The organism is Sphingobium sp., from assembly GCF_041987595.1.
Taxonomy (GTDB): Bacteria; Pseudomonadota; Alphaproteobacteria; order Sphingomonadales; family Sphingomonadaceae; genus Sphingobium.
In genome coordinates this window covers 24,651-39,825 of the sequence record NZ_JBHIWJ010000022.1, presented here as the reverse complement: position 1 = coordinate 39,825, position 15,175 = coordinate 24,651, and the positions used below count along the sequence as shown (strand labels likewise).

Below are 15,175 nucleotides of genomic sequence, written 5' to 3'. Positions count from 1 at the left end.
TGGGCCGGTGCCGATTCCCTCATTGGCTGCCATTGGCCTCCGCCGCATTCGCCATATGCGATTCGTCCGCGCCGGTTCTGCTGGTGTCGAAGAAGCCGGTCGCCAGCACCGCCGCAAAGGCAATGACAACCAGAATGAGGCTGATCGCCAGCACATAGCGGACGATGTGGGGCGATGCGCCACTGCGAACCTCTTCCCGGGACATGTGGGTGACGACCTTGCCGTCCTCCTCTTCCTTGTGCATCAGCATCTCCTTTCGGAAGGACAACATGCATGGCGGCGGCCGGTTCCGGATCGGGGCGCCGTGACTGACGCTTGCCAAGGCATGTGGGGCTTGACATCAAGGGCGTCATGCGGGGCGAAATCCATCATTCCATCCGGCAACAACTGTCGCAGCATGCCGCGCTGGCGCTGGAACGCTGTTCGGATCTGCTGCGCGATGACCCCCTTGACGCGGAAGCGCATCGCCTGGCGGCGCGTGCCCTGCGCGTCCTGAAGCGGGATATGGAGGCTGAACGCCACGAAATCGCGGCCATCGACGTATCGGCGAAGGATGCGGCGTTGCAGGAGGCTGCCGTCGCGCTGCTCGAAAACCGGCTGGATCTGGCCGAGCCGATCCTGCGCGGCCGCCTCAGGGACAATCCGTTCGATGTCGCGGCGATCCGCATGCTGGCCGAACTGGCCGGTCGGCTGGGACGCAATGCCGATGCGGAAAGTCTGCTTCGCCGCGCTCTGGAGCTCGCCCCGGCCTTTACCGCCGCCCGCGCCAATCTGGCCACGGCCCTTCATCGCCAGAACAAGACGGCGGAGGCGCTGGCGCAGCTTGACCAGCTTCAGGATCAGGCCAATCCCGCTCACGCCAATCTGCGCGCGGCGGTGCTGGGGCGGCTGGGCGATTTTGACGAAGCCATCCTCCTTTACGAAAAAATTCTGAAGCAGGCGGCGGGCCAGCCGAAAATCTGGATGAGCTATGGCCATGCGCTCAAAACCGTGGGCCGCATGGCCGACAGCGTGACTGCCTATCGTCGCGCGACGGCGCTCCGGCCTGCCTTCGGTGAAGCCTGGTGGAGCATCGCCAATCTGAAGACGGCTGAATTTGATGCTGCCGATATCGCGGCGATGGAAGGCGCCCTTTCCGACCGTCAGGCGAGCGCCGAGGACCGTTTTCATCTGCATTTCGCGCTGGGCAAGGCGCTGGGCGATCAGGATGATCCGCATGCCGCGTTCGGCCATTATGCGGAGGGCAACCGCCTGCGCCGCATCGTGCTACCCTATGAGGCCGACCGCACCGGCCGGCAAGTCGATGCCGCGATCCGGCTGTTCACCGCCGATTTTTTATCCGCGCATGGGAAAAGCGGCTGCCCGGCCCCTGACCCGATCTTCATCGTCGGCCTGCCGCGTGCCGGGTCTACGCTCATCGAACAGATTCTCGCCTGCCACAGCCAGGTGGAAGGAACGATGGAACTGCCCGACCTGCCTGCGCTGGTTTCGCAATTGCGGCAGGAGGGGCGCTGGCCCGATCTGCTCCACGATGCCGGTGCCGCCCGGTTGCGCGCACTGGGCGAAGCCTATGTCGAGCGCACGCGAATGTACCGGCGCGAAGGACGGCCCTATTTCATCGACAAGCTGCCCAACAACTGGCTCCATGTCGGATTGATCCAGCTGATCCTGCCCCAGGCGCGGATCATTGATGCGCGGCGCCATCCGCTTGATTGCGGCTATTCCAATTTCCGTCAGCATTTTGCGCGGGGGCAGGCGTTCAGCTATGATCTGGCCGACATTGGCCGCTATTATCGCGATTATGTCAGGCTGATGGCGCATTTCGATGCGGTGTCGCCCGGCCGCATCCATCGCGTCATTCATGAGCGATTGCTGGACGATCCGGAACGCGAGGTCCGGGCGTTGCTCGCTGCCCTGGAACTCCCGTTCGAGGATGCGTGCCTGAACTTCCATGAAAGCCGCCGCGCCGTGCGCACCGCGAGCAGCGAACAGGTTCGCCGCCCGATCAATCGCGACGGTCAAGGGCAATGGCGCGCGGTCGAGGCGCAGCTCCAGCCCCTGATCGCGGCCCTTGGCCCGGTGCTGGAGCGCTACCCTGACGCGCCGTGAGCGCCTCCGGCAAGCAGGGCCAATCGGCCCCGGTCAGGCCGCTGCCAGATTGACCGCAGCGGGTTTGGCAGGGGGCAAACCGTCCGATTTGGCGCGAGCGATCAGCTCCTCCTTGCGCGCCAGCATCTGGTCGCGCAGCATGACCAAATCCACGTCCGCTCTCCGGCACTGCGCGAACATGCCTTCAGAGGGCATTTCCTCTTCATGGACATGGTGCTTGATCTCTTCCGAAAGCACCTTCACCTTCGCGTCGTAAAAGGCATCTTCAGGCGACCCGGCCTCAATGTCGTTGATCAGCACCTTCGCGCCGTCATGCTCGACATAGGCTTCGTCGAGTACGTCTTCTTCGATTTTTCCGCGGAAGGCGGGATAGAAAATCTCTTCCTCGATCATGGTGTGAATCTTCAGTTCGACACATATTTCGTGCGCGATCGCCTGTTTCCGGGCCGTTGCACCCGTCTTTTCAAATTTTTCGAAAAGGTCTTCGACCTTCCGATGATCCGCTTTCAACAGGGCGATTGCATCGGTGAACTGATTAGCCATCATTATCTCCCGGCGTGAATTGATAAAAGCCGCGCTAGCGACCGATCTGACAGGATCAGATCGGTCGCTGCATCTTGCGCCTTACCGCGATTTCCTAATTGTCAGATGATGTCATCTGACTGGAAATCGCTCCAGGACGGCTATCCACATTGAATGAGGTCAGCGCTGCTGGCCCTGATCGTCGTCGCGCCGTTCCTGCTGGCCGCCGCCCTGCTGCCGGCGCTGTTGATCTTCCTGATTCTGCTGACCCGGCTGCTGGTTCGGCTGTCCGCCCTGCTGGGCGCGCCCTGCATCCTGTTGGTTCTGCTGACCGCCGCGCTGGCCGTCATAGTCGCCCTGCTGTTGGCCACCCTGAGGGTTGCCCTGATTTTGATCCGTCATGTTCTGAGATCCTCTCGAAATGCACCATAGGAGTGCATCGGTTCAACAGTCTGACGGGTCGGCCGTTCCGTAAAAATCATATTGATGGAGATCAGCTTTCGAAGCGGTGAAACCGCATCCCGATGGATCGATCATCTTTGCCGGCTGTTGTGAAGACAGGATGGAAAGGGACGCTATGCCGTCGATACACTGGCCCCGGCAGCTTATCATTGTCAGACATGGGCAGAGCGCGGGAAATGTCGCGCGCGATGCCGCCGACCAGGCGGCGATCGACCGGATTCCCCTCGACGAACGGGACGCCGACGTTCCGCTCAGCGATCTTGGCCGCAGGCAGGCCACGGCTCTGGGCCACTGGTTCGCCAGCGAGAAAGAGGGGAGCCGCCCGGAAATATTGCTGTCCTCTCCCTACAGGCGCGCCTGTCAGACGGCGGAGCTGTTCCGGGCTTCGGGGGGGGGCCGGCCGGACGAGCCGATCTGCTTCGATGAGCGCCTGCGGGAAAAGGAATTTGGCATATTGGATGGCCTGACCGTCACCGGCATCCATAGGCTGGAACCGCAACAGGCAGAGTTCCGCCGTGTTCTGGGCAAATTCTACCATCGCGCACCGGGCGGCGAGAGCTGGTGCGACGTCATTCTGCGGCTGCGGTCGGTGATGGATACCATAGCGCTGCACTATGCGGGCCGCCGGGTGATGATCTTCACCCATCAGGTGGTGGTGCTATGCCTGCGCTACATTATCGAGGGCATGACAGAGGCCGATATTCTGGCGATCGATCGCGCCGGCGACGTCGCCAATTGTGCGATCACCGATTATCGTTTCGACCCCGGCGCCGGGCGTGATGGCGGGCTGGTCCTGACGCGTTACAATGTCACCGCGCCGATGGAAGAGGGGGCTACGCCTGTTACCAGAGCGCCCGACGCGATTGCGGGAGCCAGGGGATGAACGGAGGCATGAGCGGCAGGATACTCGATGCGGCATGGCTTGCGCGGCATCCTTTGCCGCCCATGGACGAGGCGTCGGACAAAAATGGGCGGGGCCGGGTGTTGGTAGCCGGCGGCGCGGAGTTCGTGCCCGGCGCCCTGCGGCTGACCGGGGAGGCTACGCTTCGGGCGGGCGCGGGGAAGCTGCAGATGGCGACGGTGCGCTCCGCTGCCCTGCCGCTGGGCGTTCTGGTTCCTGAAGCCGCGATGATCGCGCTCCCTGCGCAGGAGGATGGAGAGATAGCAGCCGGAGCCGCCGGACTCCTGATAGACGGCGCGCCGCGTTGCGACGCGCTGATATTGGGACCGGGAATGAGCGTGAGTTCGCAAACCGACGAGCTGGTCGCGGCGGTTCTGTCCGGCGTGAAGGCGCCGGTAGCCATCATCCTCGATGCCGCCGCCCTGACCGCCGCCGCCGATTTGCAGGCTGTCATTGCCCGCCACCAGCGGCGGGTCATCCTGACCCCCCATCATGGCGAAATGGCGATACTGGCGGGCATGACGCAGGAAGCCGTGGCTGCCGATCCTGCGGCGGTCGCGCAGGATATCGCATCGCGTTTTCAGGCGATCGTGCTGTTGAAGGGCAACGCGAGCGTGATTGCCGATCCGGCGAAGGGCCTGCTGCGCCATGAGGGCGGATGCGTCGGCCTTGCGACGGGCGGCTCGGGCGACGTGCTGGCGGGCATAGTCGGCGGACTGGCTGCTCGAGGCGCTTCGCCCCGCGATGCGGCGGCCTGGGCGGCATGGGTTCATGGTCAGGCGGGGCGCAGGCTGGAAAGGCGCGCCGGTGGCGTCGGCTTTCTGGCCCGCGAGCTTCTGCCGCTCATTCCGCAGATACTGAACGATCCGGCCGGGGCGGCGCAGGAATGAAGGAATCGCATCCTGGCCTCAGCGAAGCGCGCGACCTGCGCGCCGGAACGGTGCCGTGGCGCGCAGAGGACTGGCGCCAGCGCCCCGCCGATCCGTTGCCCCGCCGCAGGGTGGACGTCGCCATTTTGGGGGCCGGAATCATGGGCGCGATCCTTGCCGAGCGTCTGAGCGCCCGGACAGCTCAGGTCGCGCTGTTCGATCGCAGGCCGCCGGGTTGCGGCAGCACGGCGGCCTCCACCGCCGAAATCATGTGGGCGATGGATGTGCCGATGATCCATCTCGCCCGGACCCATGGCGAAGCGGAAGCGGCGCGACGCTGGAAACGCGTCTTTGCCGCCGTGCGCGGACTGGCCGATCGTCTGGACGGGCAGGGGATCGAGGGCGACAGGGCGGACCGGCCGACCCTGTATCTGGCGGGCAGTCTGCTGGACGAGCGGGCTCTGTCCGAAGAGGCGGTCATGCATCGGCGGCATGGCCTGCCGTCGCGGTTCCATGACGGCGCGGCCGTAGCCGAGCGGTTTGGCATCAGTGCAAGGGCCGCCATCCTTTCCGAAGGCGGCTTCGAAGTCGATCCGGTGCGCCTGACGCATGCATTGCTTGATCGCGCAGCCAGCCGGGGCGCGACGATCAGCTATCCGGTCGATATCGCGGCGCTTGAACCCGATGGCGAGGGCGTTCTGCTGGCAACGGCCGACGGCCGGACGGTCCATGCGCGAAATGTCATTCTGGCGACCGGCTATGAACGGCCGCGCCTGTTCCTTCCTCCTGCATTCGGCCTGATGTCGACCTTCGTCATCGCAACGCCGCCTGTAACGGCGCCGCTCTGGCGGGAAAATGCGATGATCTGGGAGGCTTCCGATCCCTATCTCTATGTGCGGACCAATCGCGAGGGGCGGATCATCGCGGGTGGGGAAGATGTCGGCCAGTCCGACGAAAAAGCCCGCGACGCGATGATCGAGGCCAGAGCCGGAACCATCGCTGCCAAGCTGGAGCGTCTGCTGGGCCAAGGCCCGATCGTCATCGACCGCCAATGGGCCGCCACCTTCGGCACTTCGCCGGACGGGCTGCCCGCCATTGGCCGGTCTTCGCTCATGCCGCATGTCTGGCTGGCGGCAGGCTATGGCGGCAATGGCATCGCCTTCGCGGCGCTCGCTGCGGAGTTGCTGGAAGGGGAGTTGTTCGGCTCGTCCGATCCGGATGCGATCTGCTTTGATCCCTATCGGTTCGGCTGACCGGGAACTTCCGGCAGATTCGGAATGTTGAAGGTTCGCAATGAAATATCCGGCCATTCTTGCGCTTTGCCTGCTGTCGGCCTGCGATGCCCTGCCCCGCGATCCGGCGGACACATCAGCGCGCATCGCTGAACGGAAGGTCTTTACGGTCGGACTGTTCGAAGCCGGTCTGGCGCAGGACAGGGAGGTAAAGGCCCTGATCGCGCTCCTGCAACGGCGAACGGGCGCCCGCGCCAGCTGGCAGCAGGGGTCAGGCGAGGCCCTGCTCCAGCAACTGGATGACGGCCGCCTCGACCTTGCGCTTGGCCGTTTCCGCAAGAATAGTCCCTGGAAGACGGAGGTTGCATTCGGGCCGCCCCTGCGCCCGGCCGGAGCGGGCGACGACCCCATCGAGTTGAAGGCCGCGATGCGCAATGGCGAAAACCGCTGGATCATGACGGTCGAGAGCGCCAGCCGCGCCATCGCGCGGGGGGCGGGCAAGTAATGAGCGAAGACAGCCTGCCGCGCGAGCTTGAGCGCCCCATGCGCCAGGCCATCCGGCTGGAATATTGGAATATCTTCTGGACGATCACCGTCATCGGCGCGATGGGTCTTGTTCTGGGCCGGAGCGAGACGATGAAGACCGCCTGGATCGAGGACAGTCTGGGGCTGGTGCCCCCGATCATGTTCCTGATCGCTGCGCATATGGAGCGCAGGCTCAGCCGGTCGGAGCGGTTTCCCTTCGGCTTTGAGCGCGTCAATGGCCTTGGTTTCTTCGTCGCGGCGGTGGCGCTGACGGCTGTGGGGGCTCTGCTGCTCTGCAATGCGCTGACGGCCCTGTGGGCGGCCGAACATGCCACGGTGGGTTCCGTCCTGTTGTTCGGACAGGAAATCTGGCTCGGCTGGCTGATGCTCGCCGCCCAGCTTTACTCGCTGGTTCCACCCATGATCATCGGCCGCAGGGAGTTGCCGTTGGCGGAAAAGCTGAACGACAAGCTGCTGCATACCGACGCGCTGATGAACAAGGCCAACTGGCTGACCGGCGCGGCGGGGCTGGCGGGCGTCATCGGCCTTGGACTTGGCTGGTGGTGGGCGGACTCGGTCGCTGCCGCGATTATCTCTATCGACGTGCTGAACGACGGGATCAAGGCGTTGCGATCCTCCACTGCGGAACTGGTCGATGGCGCCCCGCGCGCCCTGTCCAGCGCCGACCTGTCCGAAGACGCCCAGCAGGTGGGGAAAAAACTGCTTCAGAATTTTCCCGGCGCCACGGTGCGGCTGCGCGAGACGGGGCGGCTGATCCGGGCCGAGGTGCACGACACCCATGCGCCGCAACTCTGTCGCCACCCGCGCGATTACTGGCCGGGCGAGGATGAGCGGGCATGGCGGCTGGCACAGGTCAGTTTCATCCCGCCTGCACAGGGGCGGGATCAGGATGGCCGCGGCTGATTCAGGGTGCCCTGTCCATGGAGGAGCAGCCGGTCAGCGCCGAGCGATGAACTTGGCGACGGCCGTTCGCGGATAGGCGTTGGGCCTGGATGGGCGTTGGGAACGCCATGAGGACGATATTTTCCTTCAGATGGGCCGCGCGACTTCGCCCCGTCACATGGCGCAATCCCGCCGTGCCCGCACGATGGTCGTCGCAATCCCGACGCAATCCATCTTTTATCTCCTTTTGCCAGAGAACTCCTGAGCAGGAGAGGAGTTGTCGTTCGGCGAGAGGAGATTTTGCCATGGCGCAAACGCAGGGCATGATAAATGAGGACGGGCTGCCCGGTCATGAGAGCAGGCTGAATCCCAGTCCCGAATGGGAACCGCGCTACCCTGGATCCGGCCGGCTGGCCGGGAAGGTTGCCATCGTCACCGGCGCGGACAGCGGCATCGGTCGGGCGGTAGCCGCTCTCTATGCGCGGGAGGGCGCGGACGTCGCGATCCTCTATCTCTGCGAGCATGATGATGCGGAAAAGACGGCTGCGATCGTCCGGGCGGAGGGGCAGCGCGCCCTGACCATCGCGGGCGATCTGGGCGAGCGCGATTTTTGCGAACGCGCTGTCGCGCAGGTTGTCGAGCAGTTGGGCGGCGTCGACATTCTGGTCAACAATGCCGGGGAGCAGCATCCCGACAAGGACATTGCCGACATTAGCGAGGAGCAGCTGCGCCGTACCTTCCAGACCAACATCTTCGCCATGTTCTTTTTGACGCAGGCCGTCCGGCCGCACCTGAAGCGCGGCGCGGCGATCGTCAACTGCACATCGGTCACCATGTATCAGGGTTCGAAGGAACTGCTGGATTATTCCAGCACCAAGGGCGCGATTACCGCCTTCACACGGTCGCTGTCCGAAAATCTCGTCAGTGAAGGGATCAGGGTGAACGCGGTGGCGCCGGGACCGATCTGGACCCCACTCAATCCGAGCGGGGGCGCCACCCCCGAAAAGCTGGAGCATTTCGGGGAAAATACCCCCATGGGACGGCCAGGACAGCCCAATGAGGTCGCGCCATCCTTCCTGTTCCTCGCTTGCGAGGATTCCAGCTACATGTCCGGTCAGGTGCTGCATCCCAATGGCGGAACGGTCGTCAACGGTTGATCGCCGGTTCCGGCTGTCCGCAATTACGTCCGAGGAAAAAGGATGTTTCCATGGGACGAAGCTGTCTGCTCTGGCTTCTTGGTGTACCCCTGCCGCGGGTTTTGCTGATCTGGCTTTTCTTCTTTCGTTGATCGCGCCTCATTGATCAACGTCATATCCTGCGCGAAAACCTGCTACGCGCATTTTGTTGAAGAAGCGGAACTATAGGAACGTTCGATCATTTACTGGAAGGACTTGGCGCGGTTCGCGCCATTATTTCGAGCGGGCCGGCTTTCTTTCTTCATGGCTGATCCGATTACGCGGCGGCAAGGCAAAGCAGGGCGGCTCAATCGTTCGGGATCACAGGAGGCCGAAATATGTTGTGGACCATCCTTCTCATCATTCTGGTGCTATGGGCGCTAGGGGCGTTCATCGTGCCCGTAGGTGGCAGCCTCATTCACCTGCTGCTGGTGCTGGCCGTGATCGTGATCGTCTTTCAGTTGGTCAGCGGACGGCGCGTCCCCTAGCCCGGCAAAGCCCTAAACACAGGAAATATCATGGATCATTCACCGAAATTTTGCCGGGCTCAGGCCGCGTTTCACCAGTCGCGGGCCGATGCGACGTCGCTGCCCAATGTGCGCGTGATCGAATATGCAGCCGCGCAGGCGTGGACGCGTGAAGCGGAACTCGCCGAAATGGTGGACAGACGTCGCGCCAGAATGGGGCTTCCTTCCTAGGAGTCGTACAAATATCTTACTGATGATGTCGGATGCAGAAACCGCGTCTCGAATTAACGAGACTCTCTAAATCCATATATTATGAATTATTTTCAGAAGAGCGATCATCCGTGATCGATTGCCGCCTTCAGGCGTTTGAAGAAAACAGTCGAGAAGGAGCTGAATGATGACGATGACGATCTCAGATATTTCGGAGATGATGAGGGATATTGATTTCGCGATGCTCGCTACGCATACGAAGGGCGGCGCGATCGGCGCGCGTCCCATGAGCAATAATCGCGAAGTAGACTATGACGGTGACGCATGGTTCTTTGCCGACGACACGACGCTGATGGTGGAGGATATCGAGGCCGATGCCCGCGTCAATCTGAGCTATCAGGGCAAGTCCGGTCTGCTCGGGATGCGACCCTTCTTTCTCGCGGTCGAAGGGCGAGCCGTCATCATCCGGGACAGGACCAGCTTCGCCGATCATTGGACCAAGGGTCTGGAACGCTGGTGGCCGGACGGCATCGACACGCCGGGGCTGGTTCTGATAAAGGTCAGCGGCGAGCGCGTGCATTATTGGAACGGCGAGGAAGAAGGCGAATTGACGCTTTCGCCTGCAGGCGCGGTAGCGAGGTAACGCCGGGCCATTGAGAAGCCGTCCCCGCTAAAGGAACGGCGCGGAGGCTCGCGACGAGCGGCGTGCATCCACACCCTATAGCGGCGCGGATTCTGTTCCCGACGGGAGCAGTGTCCGTGGCCGTTCCTTTCTTTTGCGTTCCTTTTCATCCGCGCCTTCCGGCCAGACGCCACTGTCCTCCTCCTCGGCACGGCACGTCATCGTGCGCGGATTGGAATTAGAGGCGATGGCGCCGCTGCTCAGCGGGGCAGGGTCGAAGCCCGATCAGGCGCGTTGCTTGGGTGCCGGGCCGCGCCTTCGGGCTGGCTTTCTGACGATATTGGGGGCTTGCGTCCGGAGCGTCGGCACTCCCCATATGCTCCGGCCCCGATCCTGCATCATGTTTCCTCCTCGCTGCCGTCAGGCGAGCTTCAGCCCTTCCTGATTCATCCGGCGCGTAAGCCGGGCAGTGGCGTGGGGGTTAAGCGCCGCCTTGAGCTTCGGGAAAAGCTCATTCTCCTCCTGCGCCATGTGCTGCTCTATGTCGGTGCGGAAAGCGGAGAGCTTTGCGCGGAAGGCGACGGCATCCTTCACCAGATCCGTCAGTTCGTAGAGATATTGCTTTACATAACCATGATCGCTGTTGAGCGCGTCCGCTTCCGCTTTCATGCCTGCCTCGCGCATTGCGGGGTAGATGGCATTTTCTTCCTCCAGCGCATGTTTGCCCAGAGCATGTTTGAGCTGGATCAGCAAGAGCGAGCGCCGTCCGCTGGCTTCGCTGTCCCGCAACCGGTCGAACAGGGCCAACGCGGCCTTATGTTCCGCCGCCAGCGCCTTGTCCCAATCGCCCGCCAGCGCAGTGGGTGCCTGCACCGCCAGCTTGCGGCCGACCATGCCCAGCAGGGCGATCCCGGCACCGATCCCGGCGCCTCTCAACGAGGGCATATGTGAATGTCCCATGGTGTTTTCTCCAATGAATTTCTTCGTCAACGAGGCAGGAGCGCAGGCGTTCCGGAGGCCGTCGCGTCATGGGACGGCGGCAGGATATTGGTGACGGGGTCGATCGCCGGTTTCATGCCGGGCACGTTCAACGCGGTCTATAACGGGACCGAGGCGTTCGTCGACAATTTCACCGACGCGCTCCGCAAAGAGATCAAGGAGGCGAAAGGGGTGACGCTGACGACGCTGATGCCCGGTCCCGTCGAGACGGAATTTTTCGAACGCGCCCATAGGGGCGATACGAAGGTGGGGGCCGATCCTCACAAGAGCGATCCGGCCGATGTGGCGAAGGATGGCTATGCCGCGGTGATGAGCGGCAAGGCTTCGATCGTATCGGGATGGAAGAACAAGATCCAGCAGGCCGTCGCGAACGTCACGCCGGCATCGGTGCTGGCGGAACAGCATCGCAGGATGGCCGAGCCGGGCAGCGCGGACCCGCGCCGGGACTGAACTTTCCGCGCGGCATCAGTTGCGCCAGCTCCGACGGCCGCAATTCGCCATGAAGCTGGTCGCATCCGCATTGGCCCGGCGCCTTGTGGGATCGGCAGCGCAGGAAACGCCCGCCCGTCACCTGATCGTGGGCGACCTCCGCTATCAGTTCGGGCCGCAGCGGCTCCCATGGGTTTTCCTCACCCCCGTTCCGGCAGCTGGGTCCGCGGGGCGCCTTTCCGGTAAAGCCGGGGCCAACCGAGGGCCGGAACGCCAATCACCCTGTCAGCAGTGCCGGGTCCTCGATCAGCGCCTTCAGCGTCCGCATGAAGTCGGCGCCGACCGCGCCGTCGATGGCGCGATGATCGCAGGACAGCGACATTTCCACGATCGTCGCGAAGGCCAGCGCATTGCCGATCTCCACCGGCTGGCGGGTGCCGGCGCCGACCGCCAGTATCGCGCCCTGGGGCGGGTTGATGATCGCGTCGAACTGATCGATGCCGAACATGCCGAGATTGCTGACAGAAAAGCTGCCGCCCTGAAATTCCTCGGGCTGGAGCTTGCCGGTGCGCGCCTTTTCCGCAAGCGTCTTCACCTCGCGGGAGATGGCGGCGACCGACAGCCGGTCCGCGCCCTTCACGATCGGGGTGATCAGTCCCTTGTCGGTGGCGACCGCGACGGCAACGTCGGCACTGCCGAAGCGATGAATCTCCTCGCCATGGACCTGCACGTTGACGTCGGGATGCCGCACCAGCGCCAGCGCGCAGGCGCGCACGATATAGTCGTTGATGCTGGGCGCTTCGCCCGTCGCCGCCTTGGCCTGCGCGCGCAGGCCAAGGATCGCATCGATCCGCACCTTCGACCGCAGATAGAAATGCGGGATGGTCGATTTGCTATGCGACAGCGCCCTGGCGATGGCCTTGCGCATCGGGGACATTTTGACGACCTCTGCCGCGCCGGCGGCCGGGCGGGCGAAGGTGGGCGGCGGCGTGGGGGCAGGGGAGGGGGCGGGGACTTCCGCCGGTTTCACTTTAGCCAGCACATCGGCCTTGCAGATGCGACCCTTGGGACCGGAGCCGGTCATGCCGCCCAGATCCACGCCATGCTGGACGGCGAGCCGCCGCGCCAGCGGGCTGGCGAAGACCCCGTTCAGGCTGTTGCCGATGGGCGTCAGATCGACCGGCGCGCCGCCGCCGACGCTAACCGGGGGCAGGCTGGCCTGCTGCACGTCCTGGAAGGTGATGCGGCCATTAGGTCCCGACCCGGCGATCCCGGAAATGTCGACGCCCTGTTCCTCGGCAAAGGCGCGGGCGGCGGGGCTGATGTTCGCGTCGGCGGCGATGGCGGTAATCTTCGCCGGAGCCGCCGTCTCCGCCCTGGGTGCAGCAGCAGGCGCAGGCGGGGGAGGCGGGGCCGCCCCGGCCCTTGACGCCACCTTCGTTTCGGCGGGCCTGAACCCGGCGACGAAGGCGTCCACGTCCTCGGCGCTGGGGCTGTCGTCCGGCCCGGCCAGCACGGCGATCAGCTCGCCAACCTGATAGGTGCCGCCCTTTTCCGCAAGCAGGCGCGGGAACATGCCGTCTGCCTCGGCTTCGACCTCATTGGTGATCTTGTCGGTTTCGATGAGCGCGAGCAGATCGCCCTTCCTGAACGGCACCCCTTCGGCGACCATCCATTCGGCGACCACGCCCTCGGTCATTTCTATGCCCCATTTGGGCATGGCGAATGCGCGCAGATTGGCCATGATTGCTTATCCCCGCCGGTAGGACATGAGCTTCACCGCCGCCGCCACGATCTTGTCGGGCGAGGGCAGATAGGCGGTTTCAAGTTCGCGGGCGAAGGGCACCGGACTATGCGGCGCCGTCACCATCTCGATCGGGCTTCTGAGCGAGGCGAAGGCCTTTTGCGCGACCAGCGCGGACAGATCGGTGGCGAGCGAGCAGCGCGGCGGCGCTTCGTCGACGATCAGCAGACGCCCGGTGCGCTCCACGCTGTCGAGGATCGCTTCCTCGTCGAGCGGGCTGGTGGTGCGCAGGTCGAGCAGATCGCAGCCGATGCCGTCCTGCGCCAGATCGGCGGCCGCCTTTTCGGCAAAGCCCACCATCATGCCGGTGGCGAGGATGGTGAGGTCGTCGCCCTGTGTCACCTGCCGGGCATGGCCGAAGGGGATGACATAATCCTCGTCCGGCACTTCGCCCTTCACGCCGTAAAGCGCCTTGTGCTCAAGGAAGATCACCGGATCATCGTCGCGGATCGCCTGCGTCAGCAGCCCCTTGGCATCGGCGGGCGTGGTCGGCATCACGACCTTCAGGCCCGGCATGGCGGTGACGAGCTGGTGGATCGCCTGGCTATGCTGCGGCGCGGCGTTGAAGCCCGCGCCGTATGGCATGCGGATGGTGATGGGACAGCGCGACTTGCCGCCGAACATGTAGCGGAACTTGGCGACCTGATTCCAGATCTGGTCCATGCAGACGCCGATGAAGTCGGCGAACATGATTTCGGCGATGGCGCGCTTGCCGGTCAATGCCGCGCCCGCCGCCGCGCCGATGATGGCGCTTTCCGAGATCGGCGTGTCGATGACGCGGTCGCCGCCATATTTGGCCCAGAGGCCTCCGGACGTGCCCCAGATGCCGCCGATCGCTTCGGGACCGCCGGCGGACCCGTTGCCGCCGACAATATCCTCTCCCAGCATGATCAGGCTGTCGTCGCGCGCCATTTCCGCGTCGATCGTGTCGCGAATGACGTCGCGGATCATTTTCATGGCCATGATAGTCGATCCCCCAGGCGTCAGTAGTTGATGTAGACGTCTTCAACGACGTCGGCGGCGGTCGGCCGGGCCGCGCTCTTGGCCTCCGCCACCGCGCGGTCGATAAGGTCGGCGACCTCGGCATCCACCTTGTCCAGTTCCGCGCCGTCGAGCAGCTTCGCTTCGGTCACCTTGCCGCGGAAGGTCTTGAGGCAGTCGCGTTCCTCGCGAATGCGGTCCAGCTCGCCGGGGCCGCGATAGCGCTGCGGATCGCCCTCGAAATGGCCATAGAAACGCTCGCAGTCGAGTTCGATGGAGGCCGGGCCGTTGCCCGCCTTGCAATAATCGATCAGCTCGCGCATCGCCTCATAGACCGAGAAGAAGTCGATGCCGTTCGCCTTGATCGCCTTCATGCCGAAGGCGGCGGAACGGGCGGTCATGCTTTCCGCGCCGACGGCATAGGCCTCGCCGGTATGTTCGGAATAATGATTATTCTCGAACACGAAGATGACGGGCAGCTTCAACACCACCGCCATGTTCATCGCCTCGAAGGTCGTACCCTGATTGCACGCGCCGTCGCCCGAAAAGGCGATGGAGACGGTGCCGTTGCTCCTGGCCGTGATCCCTGCGCCGACCGCGATCGGCGCGCCCGCGCCCACGATGCCGTTCGCGCCCAGCATGCCCACGCCGATATCAGCAATGTGCATGGAGCCGCCCTTGCCCTTGCACAGCCCGTCCCGTGACCCGTAAATTTCCTTCATCATGTCGATCACATCGCAGCCCTTTGCGATGCAATGGCCATGACCGCGATGGGTGGAGATGATGTAATCCTTCGGCCCCAGATGCTCGCACACGCCCACGGCGCAGGCTTCCTGCCCGGCATAGAGGTGAGTGAAACCCGCAATCTCGCCCAGTGCGATCTCGTCGTGCAGGCGTTCCTCGAACATACGGATGGTCTTCATCTGGCGATAAGCCCGGATCAGCGCTTCGCGGCTGAGTTGCAT

The 15,175-nt window shown here is 63.9% G+C and carries 17 protein-coding genes and 1 pseudogene; 12 read left to right on the top strand and 6 right to left on the bottom strand.

What is annotated here, in order from left to right; translation table 11 throughout:
• Positions 1 to 19: 19 nt before the first annotated feature.
• A complete protein-coding gene (locus tag ACFC3J_RS08240; protein ID WP_375195702.1) occupies positions 20 to 244 on the bottom strand; it encodes a hypothetical protein in 225 nt (74 codons plus the stop codon).
• Between the two features lie 107 nt (positions 245 to 351).
• On the opposite strand from ACFC3J_RS08240, the gene ACFC3J_RS08235 reads away from it, so the two are divergent.
• Positions 352 to 2,109 (top strand): sulfotransferase, encoded by a 1,758-nt coding sequence (locus ACFC3J_RS08235; RefSeq protein WP_375195717.1) that lies wholly within the window; start codon positions 352 to 354, stop codon positions 2,107 to 2,109.
• 33 nt (positions 2,110 to 2,142) lie between these two features.
• On the opposite strand, the gene ACFC3J_RS08230 is transcribed toward ACFC3J_RS08235, so the two are convergent.
• A complete protein-coding gene (locus tag ACFC3J_RS08230; protein ID WP_375195716.1) occupies positions 2,143 to 2,652 on the bottom strand; it encodes a hemerythrin domain-containing protein in 510 nt (169 codons plus the stop codon).
• 153 nt (positions 2,653 to 2,805) lie between these two features.
• Here ACFC3J_RS08230 and ACFC3J_RS08225 point away from each other — a divergent pair, with 153 nt between their 5' ends.
• From ACFC3J_RS08225 to ACFC3J_RS08180, 10 genes are all read left to right on the top strand, one after another.
• A complete protein-coding gene (locus ACFC3J_RS08225; RefSeq protein ID WP_375195701.1) occupies positions 2,806 to 3,063 on the top strand; it encodes a hypothetical protein in 258 nt (85 codons plus the stop codon).
• Positions 3,064 to 3,208: 145 nt separating this feature from the next.
• Positions 3,209 to 3,976: a histidine phosphatase family protein gene (locus ACFC3J_RS08220; protein ID WP_375195700.1), complete on the top strand. Its 768-nt coding sequence runs from the start codon at positions 3,209 to 3,211 to the stop codon at positions 3,974 to 3,976.
• An 8-nt stretch (positions 3,977 to 3,984) separates the two neighbouring features.
• Positions 3,985 to 4,884, top strand: a complete 900-nt coding sequence (locus ACFC3J_RS08215; protein WP_375195699.1) for an NAD(P)H-hydrate dehydratase — start codon at positions 3,985 to 3,987, stop codon at positions 4,882 to 4,884.
• A complete protein-coding gene (locus ACFC3J_RS08210; protein WP_375195698.1) occupies positions 4,881 to 6,116 on the top strand; it encodes an NAD(P)/FAD-dependent oxidoreductase in 1,236 nt (411 codons plus the stop codon). The genes ACFC3J_RS08215 and ACFC3J_RS08210 overlap by 4 nt, the downstream gene beginning before the upstream one ends.
• 40 nt (positions 6,117 to 6,156) lie before the next feature.
• Positions 6,157 to 6,600, top strand: a complete 444-nt coding sequence (locus tag ACFC3J_RS08205; RefSeq protein WP_375195697.1) for a hypothetical protein — start codon at positions 6,157 to 6,159, stop codon at positions 6,598 to 6,600.
• Positions 6,600 to 7,544 carry a cation transporter gene (locus ACFC3J_RS08200; RefSeq protein ID WP_375195696.1) on the top strand — a complete coding sequence of 315 codons (945 nt, stop codon included), beginning with the start codon at positions 6,600 to 6,602 and terminating at the stop codon, positions 7,542 to 7,544. The genes ACFC3J_RS08205 and ACFC3J_RS08200 overlap by 1 nt, the downstream gene beginning before the upstream one ends.
• Before the next feature lie 284 nt (positions 7,545 to 7,828).
• On the top strand, positions 7,829 to 8,680 hold the full coding sequence (locus ACFC3J_RS08195) for an SDR family oxidoreductase (RefSeq protein ID WP_375195695.1): 852 nt from the start codon (positions 7,829 to 7,831) through the stop codon (positions 8,678 to 8,680).
• 356 nt (positions 8,681 to 9,036) lie between these two features.
• A complete protein-coding gene (locus ACFC3J_RS08190; protein WP_375195694.1) occupies positions 9,037 to 9,186 on the top strand; it encodes a lmo0937 family membrane protein in 150 nt (49 codons plus the stop codon).
• Positions 9,187 to 9,216: 30 nt separating this feature from the next.
• A complete protein-coding gene (locus tag ACFC3J_RS08185; RefSeq protein WP_375195693.1) occupies positions 9,217 to 9,396 on the top strand; it encodes a hypothetical protein in 180 nt (59 codons plus the stop codon).
• Positions 9,397 to 9,559: 163 nt separating this feature from the next.
• A complete protein-coding gene (locus tag ACFC3J_RS08180; protein WP_375195692.1) occupies positions 9,560 to 10,018 on the top strand; it encodes a pyridoxamine 5'-phosphate oxidase family protein in 459 nt (152 codons plus the stop codon).
• Between the two features lie 399 nt (positions 10,019 to 10,417).
• On the opposite strand, the gene ACFC3J_RS08175 is transcribed toward ACFC3J_RS08180, so the two are convergent.
• A complete protein-coding gene (locus tag ACFC3J_RS08175) occupies positions 10,418 to 10,957 on the bottom strand; it encodes a hemerythrin domain-containing protein (protein ID WP_375195691.1) in 540 nt (179 codons plus the stop codon).
• Positions 10,958 to 11,029: 72 nt separating this feature from the next.
• Here ACFC3J_RS08175 and ACFC3J_RS08170 point away from each other — a divergent pair.
• A pseudogene (locus ACFC3J_RS08170) lies at positions 11,030 to 11,446 on the top strand (SDR family NAD(P)-dependent oxidoreductase); the annotation flags it as partial.
• A gap of 256 nt (positions 11,447 to 11,702) precedes the next feature.
• Here ACFC3J_RS08170 and ACFC3J_RS08165 read toward each other — a convergent pair.
• From ACFC3J_RS08165 to ACFC3J_RS08155, 3 genes are read right to left on the bottom strand one after another with little or no spacing between them, the layout of a single operon-like run.
• Positions 11,703 to 13,169 carry a dihydrolipoamide acetyltransferase family protein gene (locus ACFC3J_RS08165; RefSeq protein ID WP_375195690.1) on the bottom strand — a complete coding sequence of 489 codons (1,467 nt, stop codon included), beginning with the start codon at positions 13,167 to 13,169 and terminating at the stop codon, positions 11,703 to 11,705.
• A gap of 6 nt (positions 13,170 to 13,175) precedes the next feature.
• Positions 13,176 to 14,192, bottom strand: a complete 1,017-nt coding sequence (locus tag ACFC3J_RS08160; RefSeq protein WP_375195689.1) for an alpha-ketoacid dehydrogenase subunit beta — start codon at positions 14,190 to 14,192, stop codon at positions 13,176 to 13,178.
• A 20-nt stretch (positions 14,193 to 14,212) separates the two neighbouring features.
• The gene (locus tag ACFC3J_RS08155; RefSeq protein ID WP_375195688.1) at positions 14,213 to 15,175 is read right to left on the bottom strand and encodes a thiamine pyrophosphate-dependent dehydrogenase E1 component subunit alpha; all 963 of its coding nucleotides are present in this window, start codon (positions 15,173 to 15,175) and stop codon (positions 14,213 to 14,215) included.

Bases quoted from the DNA above. Each gene is read 5' to 3' on its own strand.
- ACFC3J_RS08155 (WP_375195688.1), bottom strand. From the start codon at position 15,175: ATGCAACTCAGCCGCGAAGCGCTGATCCGGGCTTATCGCCAGATGAAG.
- ACFC3J_RS08225 (WP_375195701.1), top strand. From the start codon at position 2,806: ATGAGGTCAGCGCTGCTGGCCCTGATCGTCGTCGCGCCGTTCCTGCTG.
- ACFC3J_RS08175 (WP_375195691.1), bottom strand. From the start codon at position 10,957: ATGGGACATTCACATATGCCCTCGTTGAGAGGCGCCGGGATCGGTGCC.
- ACFC3J_RS08235 (WP_375195717.1), top strand. From the start codon at position 352: ATGCGGGGCGAAATCCATCATTCCATCCGGCAACAACTGTCGCAGCAT.
- ACFC3J_RS08195 (WP_375195695.1), top strand. From the start codon at position 7,829: ATGGCGCAAACGCAGGGCATGATAAATGAGGACGGGCTGCCCGGTCAT.
- ACFC3J_RS08240 (WP_375195702.1), bottom strand. From the start codon at position 244: ATGCACAAGGAAGAGGAGGACGGCAAGGTCGTCACCCACATGTCCCGG.
- ACFC3J_RS08205 (WP_375195697.1), top strand. From the start codon at position 6,157: ATGAAATATCCGGCCATTCTTGCGCTTTGCCTGCTGTCGGCCTGCGAT.
- ACFC3J_RS08160 (WP_375195689.1), bottom strand. From the start codon at position 14,192: ATGGCCATGAAAATGATCCGCGACGTCATTCGCGACACGATCGACGCG.
- ACFC3J_RS08185 (WP_375195693.1), top strand. From the start codon at position 9,217: ATGGATCATTCACCGAAATTTTGCCGGGCTCAGGCCGCGTTTCACCAG.
- ACFC3J_RS08165 (WP_375195690.1), bottom strand. From the start codon at position 13,169: ATGGCCAATCTGCGCGCATTCGCCATGCCCAAATGGGGCATAGAAATG.
- ACFC3J_RS08200 (WP_375195696.1), top strand. From the start codon at position 6,600: ATGAGCGAAGACAGCCTGCCGCGCGAGCTTGAGCGCCCCATGCGCCAG.
- ACFC3J_RS08215 (WP_375195699.1), top strand. From the start codon at position 3,985: ATGAGCGGCAGGATACTCGATGCGGCATGGCTTGCGCGGCATCCTTTG.
- ACFC3J_RS08180 (WP_375195692.1), top strand. From the start codon at position 9,560: ATGATGACGATGACGATCTCAGATATTTCGGAGATGATGAGGGATATT.
- ACFC3J_RS08190 (WP_375195694.1), top strand. From the start codon at position 9,037: ATGTTGTGGACCATCCTTCTCATCATTCTGGTGCTATGGGCGCTAGGG.
- ACFC3J_RS08230 (WP_375195716.1), bottom strand. From the start codon at position 2,652: ATGGCTAATCAGTTCACCGATGCAATCGCCCTGTTGAAAGCGGATCAT.
- ACFC3J_RS08210 (WP_375195698.1), top strand. From the start codon at position 4,881: ATGAAGGAATCGCATCCTGGCCTCAGCGAAGCGCGCGACCTGCGCGCC.
- ACFC3J_RS08220 (WP_375195700.1), top strand. From the start codon at position 3,209: ATGCCGTCGATACACTGGCCCCGGCAGCTTATCATTGTCAGACATGGG.